The following is a 12,384-nucleotide window of genomic DNA, read 5'->3' on the forward strand; positions in this document are numbered from 1 at the left end:
GCTGCTTCCGGTCCTTACTCGTACATGCGGATCGACGCGGGGTCGATGCCGTCGTTCTCGATGAACTCCGCGTTGTGGGCGTAGGTCGCCCGATTCTGGTTGGCGAAGGGGACCACGCTCGTCGTGGCATACAGCGCCTGCTCGGCCCTGCCCCAGTCGTCGCATCCCTCATCGCCCGCCTTGTTCGACGCCGCGGTGACGGCCTCGGTGTACTCGGCGTTGTCGATCGACGCGAAGTTCGTGCCGTTCGGCGGATTCGGACCCGAGTAGAACGGCACGAGCATGCTCGGCATCGACACGGTGATGGGTGCGGCAGAGACATCCCAGTCACCGCTGACGAAAAGCGTCTCGCTCAGCGTCGGCGAATCGACCGACTTCACCGTGAGTCCGACTCCGAGGTCCTTCCACGTCGCCTGGATCAATTCGGCGCTGGCATTGCCGGAGTCACCCTGGAGAGAGGAGTAGATCATTCCGAGCTCGAGCTTCTTTCCGTCCTTTTCGCGGATGCCATCAGAGCCGACGACCCAGCCGGCATCGTCGAGAGCCTTCGCTGCGGCCTTGGCATCGACTTCCGGGATGAATCCGTCCACGACGTCGGCGCGGCACGGGTTCGGCGAGATGGTGACGAGGCCGGTCGGTACGGTCCCTTGACCGCTGGTGAGCACCTGACGAAGCTGGGCGAGATCGAGTGCCTGGATCAGCGCCTCGCGCACCTCCTGGTCGGCGGTCGGGCGGCCCTCGCCCTGGTTGAAGATGATCTGACCGGCCGGGACGGGGAGCGCCGTCTTGAACAGTCCGGCGTCGTCGAGACGCTTCGTGTCCGGACCGATCACGCCTGCGGCGTTCACTTCTCCGGAAAGCAGCAGGTTCGCCGACGTCGTCTCGTTCGGGACGACGCGGAACACCACCTTGTCCGGCAAGCCGGCCTGCTCCGGATCCCAGTCGCCAGGGCCCCAGGCGAAGTCCTTGCGCCGGGTGAGCGTGTACTGGCTGTTGGGCACGATCTCGGTCATCGTGAACATCCCGGTTGCGCCCTTGCCCGCGGCGAGGGCTTCTGGGTCATCCAGGACGGTCCCGCAGACGATGGCGATGCTGCCGATGTTCTCCAGGAGGAACGAGTCGGGGCGTCCGCTCGTCACCGTCACGGTGCCGGCGGCATCGTCGCCGACGGCCGTGGTTCCGGGCTGCACCTGGAGTCCGATCAGAGGCGATCCGTTGGCCGGGTCGCCGATGTGACTGATGTTGGCAGCGACGTCCGTCGCCGTCAGCGGGGTTCCGTCCTCACAGGTGATCCCGTCGCGGAGGGTGAAGTTGACGGTGGTGGTGTCGGATTCCCAATCGGATGCGAGTCCGGAGACGACGCTGCCGTCGTCCTGCACCTCGATCAGGCGCGAGTAGAGGAAACGGCCGATGGAGCGTGCCACCGACATCACGGTGATCAGGGGATCGAGGTTCCCCGGGTCTGTGGAGATGACGCTGGTGAAGGTCTTGCCCTCGGCGAGGGATCCCTTGTCACCACCGCCACCGGACGAAGTGCCGGGAGCGGCGCAGGAAGTGAGCACGAGCGCCGCAGCGCCGATGAGAGCGAGGAGAGGAGTAGGAGAACGCATCTGTTGCCTCCAGAAGGGTTATGTGTGAGGAGTAGTGCTTCGGGTGGACGGCGGGGTGGAGCGGGCTCAGAGGGTGAGCGAGCGCAGGTGCTCGACGGCGGCGAATGCGGCGCGTCCGATGGAGGCATCGACCGCGGGAAGCCGCTCGGCGAGCGAATCGGCACGGGTGAACACGGCGACCGCGTATTGACGACCGTCCGGGTAGGTGACCACCCCGGCCTCATTGCGCCAGGCCGGCAGCGTGCCGGTCTTCGCCGCGATCTGCACCCCAGACGGGAAGCCCGACGAGAGCCGGTGCGGCCAGATCTGACGCGCCATGATCTCGCGTGCGCTCGCCGCGGCCTCCGGAGACGCCGCGACATCGGTCCACAGAGCGTTCAGCAGCGTGGTGACCTCGCGCGGTGTCGATCCCGAGGTCCGCGTCGGATCGAGTGCGCTGAGAGCCCACATCTGGTCCTCGGTTGCCGCGGCCAGCAACTCTTCGAGGTCGCTCTCCGCGGTGCCGCCGAGGTCGGCGACCACCGAGGCGAACAGTTCCTCGCAGCATCCGATCAGGTGCGTGCCGTCGAGGCCGAGGTCGGTGATGACCTGCTTCACGGCTTCAGCGCCCAACCGGTGGTAGATGACGTCGGTGGCGGCGTTGTCGCTCATCGTCATCATGTTCGACGCAAGATCGCGCCAGCTCGCCTCGACATCGTCGGCGAAGCCGGCGGTGCCGACGCCGCCGATCCGATACCGGGCGGTCACCGTGGTGCGGCCGGTCGCGTCGAGTGTGCCGGCGTCGACCGCGCGGACGTACGCCGTGAGCACCAGGATCTTGAAGACGGACGCGAGCACGACGGGTTCGTCAGCGCGCACGGTGACTTCGGGGCCGTTGTCGACTCCCACTTCTCTGGCGTGCAGGAATCCGGTCGCTCCGACCTGGGAGAAGATCTCAGCGATCTCCGTGAACTCCGCCGTCTGCACGGTCATGCGCTGACCCGCCGATCTGCGCGCCCGGTGTGCAGATAGAGGGCGCGTCCCGAGCCGTCGTCGCCGACGAAGGCGTGCGGCATGTGCATGCCGCGGTCCGGGCGGGCCGGAACGAGGCTGTCGCCGTTCCAGCCGACGAGTTCGACGGGCTCGGGGGCGGGGCCGAGTTCGGCGAAGATGCCCTTCATCGTGCGCTCGAGCCAGATCTTGCCGTCGTCGTCCAGGCGCACGGTCGAATCCGAGACCGACGACGAGTACGTCCCGAGGATGCGCTCCAGGTTCACGTCGACCGGCGTAACGGGAGGCGCGGGAAGAGGACGCATCGTGACGTCGGCGAGTTCGCCGAGGATCTTCGTCATCAGCGTCGTGTAGAGCGAAATGGGGGAGCCACCGTTGGTGAGGACAACCACGGCGACGTCGGCACCCGGGACGATGCGCAGGAACGCACTCTGTCCGATCGTTCCGCCGTCGTGCCCGATGACCGGTCCGCCGTCCCAGTCGAAGATCTCCCAGCCCAGGCCCCAGGCGTTGCCCAGGACGCCGAGGTCGGGAAGCTCCACCTGGCGCTCCTGCATGGCGTTCACGCTCTCGGCCGAGAGCACCTGCGTGCCGTCCGGACCTTTGCCGCCGTCGATGTGCATGCGCGCGAACCCGAGAAGGTCACGAGCGGTCATCGCGAGCATGGAACCCGCAGGTGCGTTGGAGCGCACGAGACTCCACACCGGTGCCGGCACGGGGACGTCGCTGCCCTCGGCGGGGATGTGGCCGAGAGCCGCGCGGAACCGGATCGCCTCGGATGCGTCTGTCGCGACGTGGGTGAGCTGCAGCGGGTTTGCCAGGTGCTCGCGGAGTGCGCGGTCGAACGGCTTGTCGCGCAGCACCTCGATGATGCGACCGAGCACCACGAACGCGGCGTTGTTGTACGAGAAGCGCTCGCCGGGTGCGAACAGCTGCGGCGCATCCGCGATGACGGCGAGGTACTTCTCCACGCAGTCGTCGCCGACGCCGGTGTCGATGAACAGGTCGCCCTCGAAGCCGCCGACGTGGCTGAGCAGCTGTCGCGTCGTGATCGCTCTCGCGGCGTCCACGTCTGCAATGGCGAACGCGGGCACGGTGTCGCGAACCGGTGCGTCGAGGTCGAGGAGTCCCTCATCCACGAGCTGCATGACGAGCGTCGTCGTCCAGGTCTTGGTGATGGACCCGATCTGGAAGACGGAGTCGACATCGGCCCCGACGCCGGTGTTCTTGTTCAGGACACCGGCGGCGGTTGTGAACACCTCGCCGCCGGCGAGGATGCCGACAGATGCAGCAGGAACGTGATCTGCGGCGATGAGTTCGGCGAGATTCTCCTGTACCCAGGTGCCGATTTCGGACAGCGTGGACATGTGCGCTCCTCTTCATCGAGTGCGCCGTCAGAGGGGTGTGACGGCGATTGGCCCGAGACTATTCGCCCCCCATCGGAGGGCGTTTGTGCGGGTAGACGAGACTTCGTTGCGTGTTCGTACGGGCGGACGAAAAGCGGGGTGCTCGGGCCTTCAGCGTCGACGCACTGCGCGCAGACCGACGTGCAGCAGGTCAGGACCGCCCTCTGCGGGAGTCAGAGTGCGCCCGACCGCCTGATCGTCGTCGGTGATCAGCGCGCCATCTTCGCGCACGCGGATTCGCATCGGCGGACGGGCGGGAATGCCCAGCGCGACGATGTGCGGCGCGAGGACCATGCCGAATTCGAGGGCGTCACCCACGCGGGTGACGTCGTAATGCCATTGCCCGGCGTCGTAGATTCCGGTGATGGCGTCCAGTGCGTCGACGTCACCGAGCGTGACGGGAGGAGGCGTCCTGGTGATGCCGCGGAAGTGCTCGAAGCACCAGTCGATGAGCAGTGTGCCCAGGGCTTTGCCGCTTCCGCTGTTGGTGAGGACGGTGATCGCGAGATCCTGGTCCGGAGCGAAGAGGAACTCGCTCAACTGGATGTCGTAAATGTTTCCGCCGTGCATCACGACTCTGGTGTCGCCGCGGCGGGTGAGCAACCAGGGGAATCCGATCGCCTCCACAGGGGGACCGGCAGTGACCTGCGGCTGCTGCATCCGCAGTCGAGTGGAATCGCTGACGGGGGCGCTCCCCTCGGTCTCTCCACGCATGTGGAACCGGGCGTAGCGGAGCTGATCTCCGACCGAGGAGACGATCCCGCCCTCGGCATTCATATCGCGCGTCAAGCCCAGAAGGGGAAGCGTCGACATCTCACCCTCCTGACCCGGCACGTGGCCGACGGCGTGCGGCCGGGTCATGACCTCCCAGGGGAAGAAGAACGTCTCGGTCATCCCCAGCGGATCGAGCACGATCCGCCGCACGGCGCTCTCGAACGTCTCGCCGGTGACGACTTCGATCACGCGACCGAGGAGGCGCATCCCGGCGTTGCTGTACGACGCGATCGTGCCCGGCGCGAAGAACTGGGGGAGGGATCCATAGGTGGCGATGTTGCGTGCGAGCGCGTCATCGCCCCAGCCGTCGAGCTCGTCGGCATCGCCGAGGAAGCCTCCGGAGTGCGTGAGGAGATGCCGGATCCGCAGCTCCTGCAGGGCCGACTCATCAGCCAGCCGGAGGTCGGGCAGCACGTCGATCACGCGCGTGTCGAGCGTGAGCAGGTCGTTCTCGATCAAGTGCATCGCGACCGTGCCGGTGAACGTCTTCGACGTCGAGCCGATCTGGAAGAGCGTGCGCTCAGTGACGGCCGCTCCCGTGTCGGTGGCGGCGACCCCGGTGGTCAGGATATGCTCCTGGTCGCCGTCGACGATGCCGATCACGGCGCCGGGAACGTTCAGTTCTCTGGCGCTGCGATCCAGGAAGGTCTGCAGGTCGTTCAGCATCACGGTTCTCCTCGTACGGCACGGCCAGGGTAGGTGTCCGCCACGATGTCGCCGTCTCTGACCACGGCGGTGCCGTTCACGAACAGGTGGCGGACGCCTTGAGCGGGGCGGATGGGGTCGAGATATGTCGCGCGATCGGTGAGGGTCGCGGGATCGAGCACCACGATGTCGGCATCGGCTCCGATGCGGAGATGCCCCTTGCCTCGCATGGCGGGTGAGGTCTCGTCGAGCACTCGAGCGGGAAGGTAGGAGCATCGCCGGAAGGCCTCGAGCCAGGTCCAGGTCTCCGACTCGCGCACCATCAGTCGGAGCGACTTCGTGAACGTGCCCGCCGTGCGCGGGTGGGTCTGACCGCCAGGAGGCAGCGGCCACTGCGTCGTCTCGTGCGATGCCGGTGCACCGTCGCGCGCAGGCCAGAACACGGGCATGGCGTCGCTGGCGACGATCGAGTCGGGGAAAGCGAGGGAGCGATGCAGATGCGCGCGGTCGAGCGGATCCGCTTCATCGAGGAAAGTCACGATGCACGCCGCGGCGGGGTCCGTCCGACGGATCTCGCGCAGTCTCGCCTCATCGGCGATGCGTTCTCCCGTCTCGACGAGCACGAGAGCGGACGGCGCGATGCCGAGGCCGGGAAGCTTCTCCGGAGCGAGGAAGAATGCGCCGATCGCCGTGCTCCCGGCGCCGTACGGATAGGCCTCGACGGTCACCCGGGATCCGGCGGCGATCGTTCGCTCCATCTGCAGGAGAACGCGATCCACGTGCCGGAGCGAGGTGCTGTTGACGTGACAGTGATGCATCGCGGCACCTGTCTCGCCGGCAGCGCGAAGAAGTTCTTCGGTGCCGTCGATCGGTGTCGCGGGGTCGGCTTCGATCAGCTCTCGCACGTGAGTGAACGTCGGGGTGCGAGCCGCCGCTGCGAGGCGGGCGACATCGAGATACTCGTCGGGGTCGGTACGCGGGGCGTAGCCCATGAGGACGCCGATGCCGAGCGCTCCCGCGGCGAGTTCGCCCTCCAGCAGACCGAGCCAGCGGCGGCGCTCTGACAGGCTGGAGCTGCGCTGCCACTCGGGATCTCCCAGAAGTTCCATGGAGGCGTGGATGTCGGGGACCGGAACGCGCTCGAGGTGCGCGTATGCACGAGCCTGAGCCCACGAGGCTGAGAAGCCGTAGTTCAGCGGACGCCCCTCCTGCTCTGCGCGGGCGGTCGCCTCCGCGACGGGCATGAGGCCGGCCTCGAGGTCGAGCGCTGTCGTGACCCCATCCATCGCCTGCAGTCGCTGGCCGGCGATCGAGTGCACATGGCTGTGCAGATCCACGAAGCCGGGCCCCACGATCATGCCGGTGGCGTCGATCGTCTCCGTGTCGGTGCGAGTCCCGACCTCGTTTCCGATCGCAACCACACGGCCGTCAGAGATCAAGACGTCCGCGATCTGATCGGTGTCGGTTCCCGGGTCGATGACGCGCCCGCCGCGAAGAATGATGTCCACGACGCCACAGTGGCATCCCGTCCTCTTCGTGTCCGGTGCTCCGACACGAAGTCCCCGCCGGATTCCGGTGTGATCGGACAACCCGCTCCGTGCGAGGCGAGCGAAACCCATCGCTTCCTGGCTCGACAGGGTGCGCGCAACGGGCGCTACCGACATAATGAATGTACCCATGTGACCGTGCACACGCGAGGAGGCTGTGATGTCGACGGCTTCCGAGCGTGCCCGCCTGCCGAGCATCCGTGACGTCGCCCGGCTTGCCGGCGTCTCGCATCAGACGGTGTCCCGCGTCTTGAACGATCACCCCAGCATCCGCCCGGAGACGAAGGCGAGAGTGCTCGACGCGATCTCCGTGCTCGACTACCGGCCGAATCTGGCCGCTCGAGCCCTCGTGACGAGCCGGTCGAACACCCTCGGCATCCTCTCCGCGACGATCGGCGAGTTCGGGCCGACGTCGTCCATCGCGAGCATCGAGGATGCGGCGCGTGAGGAGGGGTACTCGGTCTCGACGCTCAATCTCGCAGCCACGACGCCGGAGGCCATCGGCAACGCGGTGCGCCAGCTCGCCCGTGAGCAGGTGGACGGGATCGTCGTCCTCGCTCCGCAGGTGCGCGTCTTCCACGTGCTGCGCGGGATGGCGGTCGACCTGCCGTTCGTCACACTCCAGACCGCATCCGGTTCGGACGGAGTGAGCCTGTCTGCCGATCAGGTCGCCGGTGCGCGAGCCGCGACCGAGCATCTCATCGCGCTCGGGCACAGTGAAATCCTGCACCTCGCCGGACCGCAGGACTGGATCGAGGCGGAGTCGCGGATGCGGGGATATCTGGAGGCGCTGCGCGCGGCCGACCTGCCGACGTTCCCGCCGATCCGCGGGGACTGGTCGGCTGATTTCGGGTATTTCGCCGGGCAGGAGTTGGCGCGTCGGCGTGACTTCACCGCGGTCTTCGCGGCGAATGACCTGATGGCGATCGGTCTGATGCACGGCTTCCGGGATGCCGCGGTCCGCGTACCCGATGACGTCAGTGTCGTCGGGTTCGACGACATCCCCGTCGCCGCCCACGTCTCACCGACGTTGACGACGGTGCATCAGGAGTTCCCGGAACTCGGGCGTCGTGCCGTGCGGATTCTGCTCGCGCAGATCCGTGGGGATGAGACGCCGTCCTTCGGCGAACTGCATCCGACGCTGCGCGTCCGTGAATCAACCACATCACGGTAGCGAAACGAAATCTCCGCCAGGACTTGACAGAGTCCCGTCCGAAGCGGACGATGTAATCTAATGTGAACGGTCACATCGAACGTGACCGCCCGTCGCGAGGAAGTTCCGTGAGCACAACAGCAACGTTGCCGGTCGTAGCAGGCCCCATCTTGGAGATGCAGGGCATCACCAAGGAGTTCCCGGGTGTGAAGGCGCTCGCCGATGTGTCGATCACCGTCAGGTCTGGCGAGATCCACGCCATCTGCGGCGAGAACGGCGCCGGCAAGTCCACCCTGATGAAGGTGCTCTCGGGGGTGTACCCCTACGGCACCTACGACGGCGACATCCTCCTGTACGGCGAGGAGCAGCGGTTCAAGGACATCGCGGCCAGCGAGCACGCGGGCGTCGTGATCATCCACCAGGAGCTCGCGCTGATCCCGGAGCTCTCGATCACCGAGAACATCTTCCTGGGCAATGAGATCCGGCGCTTCGGCAAGATCGACTGGCAGGCGCAGAAGCAGCGTGCGCTCGAGCTGCTCGCGCGCGTGGGCCTCAACGAGAATCCCGATGTCGCGATCAAGCACCTCGGCGTCGGCAAGCAGCAGCTCATCGAGATCGCCAAGGCGCTCAACAAGGACGTCAAGCTGCTCATCCTCGATGAGCCGACCGCCGCACTCAACGAGAACGATTCGCAGCATCTTCTCGACCTCATCCTCGGGCTGAAGGCCAAGGGGATCGCGTCGATCATCATCAGCCACAAGCTCAACGAGATCGAGCAGATCGCCGATGAGATCACGATCATCCGCGACGGCCGCACGGTCGAGACCCTCGACATCTCGCGGGGCGAGATCAACGAGGATCGCATCATCCGCGGCATGGTCGGCCGTTCTCTGGAGAGCCGGTACCCGGACCGCACCCCCGACATCGGCGAGGTGTTCTTCGAGGTCAAGGACTGGTGGGTGCAGCACCCGACCGTCTCCGAGCGCATGGTCGTCAAGGGCTCGGGCATCAATGTGCGCCGTGGTGAGGTGGTCGGTATCGCCGGCCTCATGGGGGCGGGCCGCACCGAGTTCGCGATGAGCATCTTCGGCCGTTCCTACGGCACATTCCTCTCTGGCCGGATGTTCAAGGACGGGCAGGAGATCGTGCTGTCGGATGTGTCCTCGGCGATCAAGCACGGCCTCGCCTACGTCAGCGAGGATCGCAAGTCGCTCGGCCTCAACCTGCTCGACACCATCAAGCGTTCGGTCGTGTCGGCGAAGCTGTCGAAGATCGCGGAACGCGGGGTGGTGAACGAGCAGGAGGAGTTCGTCGTCGCCGAGCGCTACCGCAAGGCGCTGCGCATCAAGACCCCCACCGTCGAGGAGGGCGTCGCGAAGCTGTCGGGCGGCAACCAGCAGAAGGTCGTGCTCGCGAAGTGGATGTTCACCGACCCCGACCTGCTCATCCTCGACGAGCCCACCCGCGGCATCGACGTCGGCGCCAAGTACGAGATCTACGCGATCATCAACGAGCTCGCATCCCAGGGCAAGGGCGTCATCGTCATCTCCAGTGAATTGCCTGAGCTGCTCGGCATCACCGACCGCATCTACACCGTCTTCGAGGGTCGGGTCACCGACTGCATCCCTTCCGACCAGGCCACCCCGGAAGAGGTCATGCGCAGCATGACCTCCGCTACCCAGAAAGCATCCGCATGAGCACCACGACGACCACCGAGACCGAGAAGCGCGGCTTCCACTTCGGCGACATCCGCAAGATGTTCGGCGGCAACGGCACCTCGTCGTTGCGCCAGTTCGGCATCCTGGGCAGCCTCCTGGTGATCATCCTGCTCTTCCAGGTGCTCACGATGATCAAGAACCCGAACGGCGCCACCCTGACGCCGAACAACCTGATCAACGTCATCAATCAGTACTCGTTCATCCTGATCCTGGCGATCGGCATGGTGATGGTGATCATCATGGGCCACATCGACCTGTCGGTCGGTTCGGTGGCGGCCTTCAGCGGCATCATCGTCGCGAAGGCGATGGCCGATTGGGATCTTCCCTGGCCGCTCGCGATCCTGCTCGGACTCGGCGTCGGCGCGCTGGTGGGTGCGTGGCAGGGGTTCTGGGTCGCCTATGTCGGGGTGCCGGCGTTCATCGTGACGCTCGCCGGAATGCTGTTCTTCCGCGGGGCGAACCAGTTCATCGGCAACTCGCAGTCGATCCCCGTGCCCGAGGAATTCGTGTACATCGGGGCCGGCTACCTGCCCGAGGTGGCGCTGCCGTTGAACTTCAACGTGCCCACGATGATCCTCGCTCTGATCGGCGTCGCCTGGGTGATCTTCTGGGAGATCCGCACGCGCCGCATCCAGAAGAAGATGGGCTCGGATCGTGCACCGGTCTGGGTGAGCGCGACCAAGGTCTCTCTGCTCTCGGTCGTCATCCTCGGCGCCGGCTGGCTGTTCGCCACCGGACGCCCCGGAACGAGCTTCCCGGTCTCGGGTCTGATCCTGCTGGCGCTCGTGATCATCTATTCGTTCGTCACGCGCAACACCGTCTTCGGCCGGCACATCTTCGCCGTCGGCGGCAACCGGCAGGCGGCTCGCCTCTCGGGCGTCAAGGACCGCTGGGTCGACTTCTTCGTGATGATGAACATGTCGGTGCTCGCCTCACTGGCCGGCATGATCTTCGTCGCCCGCTCGCAGGCCTCGGGCCCCGGTGACGGCAACGGCTGGGAACTCGACGCGATCGCCTCGGTGTTCATCGGCGGCGCCGCGGTCGCCGGCGGCATCGGCACGGTGATCGGGTCGATCATCGGCGGTCTCGTGATGGCCTTCCTCAACAACGGCCTTCAGCTGCTCGGCCAGGGAGCCGATGTCGTCGCGATGATCAAGGGCCTCGTGCTCCTGCTCGCCGTCGCCATCGACGTCTGGAACAAGCAGCAGGGCCGCCCGTCTCTCATCGGTTTCCTCACCCGTCGTCGCGGACGGCCGGAGGACGCGGAGACCGAGACCTTCAAACCCAATCAGACCTACCAAGCCCCCGCCGTCGACAAGACGAGCGGAAAGTAGGCGGACGCCTCGCGTCGCGCACACGCGCAAGGCATCCGTCGCATACCAGAGAAAGAGATCACATGAAGAAGATCATCATCACGGCGACAGCGCTCGTCGCCGCGAGTGCCTTCGCCCTCACCGGCTGCTCCGGTGAGCGCGGCGGTGGCGACACCGGCACCGGCACCGAGGCGGAGACGACCGGCTTCGAGGCCGGATCGACGATCGGCGTCGCCCTTCCGGACAAGACCAGTGAGAACTGGGTTCTCGCCGGCAAGCTGTTCACCGACGGGCTGGAAGAGGCCGGGTTCAAGGCCGACGTGCAGTATGCGCCGGCGAGCAACACCGTGGCGGAACAGCAGAACCAGATCCAGGCCATGGTGACCGGTGGCGCGAAGGTCATCATCATCGGCGCGAAGGACGGCAAGCAGCTGGCCACGCAGGTGCAGGCGGCGAAGGATGCCGGTGCCTACGTGATCGCCTACGACCGGCTCATCGAGAACACCGAGGCCGTCGACTACTACGTCGCGTTCGACAACTTCAAGGTCGGTCAGCTGCAGGGGCAGGCTCTGCTGGACGGTCTCGCCGAGCGTGCGGGCCACGAGGCGCCGTACAACATTGAGCTGTTCTCCGGCTCGCCGGATGACGCCAACTCGGCTGTCTTCTTCGACGGCGCGATGGACGTGCTCCAGCCGAAGATCGAAGACGGCACGCTCAAGGTCGTCTCCGGTCAGTCCGAGATCGCGCAGACCGCGACCGAGGGCTGGCTCGCCGAGAACGCCCAGAACCGCATGGACACGATCCTCACCGGATCGTACGGCGGCGACACGGCTCTCGACGGTGTGCTCTCGCCGAATGACACGCTCGCTCGCGCCATCATCACCTCGGTGCAGCAGGCCGGCAAGACCGTTCCGGTCGTCACCGGCCAGGACTCCGAGGTCGAGTCGGTGAAGTCGATCATGGAGGGCATCCAGTACTCCACGATCAACAAGGACACCGCGCTCCTCGTCGAGCAGGCCATCAAGATGGTCGGCCAGCTGCAGAAGGGCGAGGACGTCGACGTCAACGACACCGAGTCGTACGACAACGGAAAGAAGATCGTGGACTCGTACCTGCTCGAGCCGCTGATCGTGACCAAGGAGAACGCGGCCGAGGCGTACGCCAACGTTCCGAGCCTCCTGGAGATCGTGAAGTCGTACCAGTAACGACTCTGCGGGAACAGATGAGC

The 12,384-nt window shown here is 66.1% G+C and carries 9 protein-coding genes; 4 read left to right on the forward strand and 5 right to left on the reverse strand.

All coding sequences use genetic code 11. From position 1 onward, the window contains the following. Positions 1-14: 14 nt before the first annotated feature. The 5 genes from LTA6_RS12525 to LTA6_RS12545 all read right to left on the reverse strand — a co-directional run bounded on the left by LTA6_RS12525 (position 15) and on the right by LTA6_RS12545 (position 6,933). Complete coding sequence (locus LTA6_RS12525; RefSeq protein ID WP_407357978.1) at positions 15-1,610, reverse strand: ABC transporter substrate-binding protein; 1,596 nt, start codon at positions 1,608-1,610, stop codon at positions 15-17. A gap of 66 nt (positions 1,611-1,676) precedes the next feature. Further along, the gene (locus LTA6_RS12530; RefSeq protein ID WP_407357979.1) at positions 1,677-2,582 is read right to left on the reverse strand and encodes a serine hydrolase; all 906 of its coding nucleotides are present in this window, start codon (positions 2,580-2,582) and stop codon (positions 1,677-1,679) included. Further along, complete coding sequence (locus tag LTA6_RS12535) at positions 2,579-3,967, reverse strand: serine hydrolase domain-containing protein (RefSeq protein ID WP_407357980.1); 1,389 nt, start codon at positions 3,965-3,967, stop codon at positions 2,579-2,581. The genes LTA6_RS12530 and LTA6_RS12535 overlap by 4 nt, the downstream gene beginning before the upstream one ends. 150 nt (positions 3,968-4,117) lie before the next feature. Further along, on the reverse strand, positions 4,118-5,446 hold the full coding sequence (locus LTA6_RS12540; RefSeq protein WP_407359275.1) for a serine hydrolase domain-containing protein: 1,329 nt from the start codon (positions 5,444-5,446) through the stop codon (positions 4,118-4,120). Further along, positions 5,446-6,933, reverse strand: coding sequence for an amidohydrolase family protein (locus LTA6_RS12545; protein ID WP_407357981.1), 1,488 nt, complete (start codon positions 6,931-6,933; stop codon positions 5,446-5,448). Before LTA6_RS12545 ends, LTA6_RS12540 begins: the two co-directional genes overlap by 1 nt. A gap of 199 nt (positions 6,934-7,132) precedes the next feature. On the opposite strand from LTA6_RS12545, the gene LTA6_RS12550 reads away from it, so the two are divergent. The 4 genes from LTA6_RS12550 (at position 7,133) to LTA6_RS12565 (ending at position 12,361) form a co-directional block, all read left to right on the forward strand. Next, on the forward strand, positions 7,133-8,146 hold the full coding sequence (locus LTA6_RS12550) for a LacI family DNA-binding transcriptional regulator (RefSeq protein ID WP_341974092.1): 1,014 nt from the start codon (positions 7,133-7,135) through the stop codon (positions 8,144-8,146). Positions 8,147-8,301: 155 nt separating this feature from the next. Beyond that, positions 8,302-9,822: a multiple monosaccharide ABC transporter ATP-binding protein gene (gene mmsA / locus LTA6_RS12555; RefSeq protein ID WP_341978357.1), complete on the forward strand. Its 1,521-nt coding sequence runs from the start codon at positions 8,302-8,304 to the stop codon at positions 9,820-9,822. After that, the gene (gene mmsB, locus LTA6_RS12560) at positions 9,819-11,177 is read left to right on the forward strand and encodes a multiple monosaccharide ABC transporter permease (RefSeq protein ID WP_363547998.1); all 1,359 of its coding nucleotides are present in this window, start codon (positions 9,819-9,821) and stop codon (positions 11,175-11,177) included. The genes mmsA and mmsB overlap by 4 nt, the downstream gene beginning before the upstream one ends. 62 nt (positions 11,178-11,239) lie before the next feature. Further along, entirely contained in the window at positions 11,240-12,361 is a 1,122-nt protein-coding gene (locus LTA6_RS12565; protein ID WP_341974094.1) for a sugar-binding protein, read from the forward strand. Positions 12,362-12,384: the final 23 nt, after the last annotated feature.

The sequence above is a fragment of the Microbacterium sp. LTA6 genome (assembly GCF_045690355.1).
Taxonomy (GTDB): Bacteria; Actinomycetota; Actinomycetes; order Actinomycetales; family Microbacteriaceae; genus Microbacterium.

Bases quoted from the DNA above. Each gene is read 5' to 3' on its own strand.
- LTA6_RS12525 (WP_407357978.1), bottom strand. From the start codon at position 1,610: ATGCGTTCTCCTACTCCTCTCCTCGCTCTCATCGGCGCTGCGGCGCTC.
- LTA6_RS12530 (WP_407357979.1), bottom strand. From the start codon at position 2,582: ATGACCGTGCAGACGGCGGAGTTCACGGAGATCGCTGAGATCTTCTCC.
- LTA6_RS12535 (WP_407357980.1), bottom strand. From the start codon at position 3,967: ATGTCCACGCTGTCCGAAATCGGCACCTGGGTACAGGAGAATCTCGCC.
- LTA6_RS12540 (WP_407359275.1), bottom strand. From the start codon at position 5,446: ATGCTGAACGACCTGCAGACCTTCCTGGATCGCAGCGCCAGAGAACTG.
- LTA6_RS12550 (WP_341974092.1), top strand. From the start codon at position 7,133: ATGTCGACGGCTTCCGAGCGTGCCCGCCTGCCGAGCATCCGTGACGTC.
- mmsA (WP_341978357.1), top strand. From the start codon at position 8,302: ATGCAGGGCATCACCAAGGAGTTCCCGGGTGTGAAGGCGCTCGCCGAT.
- mmsB (WP_363547998.1), top strand. From the start codon at position 9,819: ATGAGCACCACGACGACCACCGAGACCGAGAAGCGCGGCTTCCACTTC.
- LTA6_RS12565 (WP_341974094.1), top strand. From the start codon at position 11,240: ATGAAGAAGATCATCATCACGGCGACAGCGCTCGTCGCCGCGAGTGCC.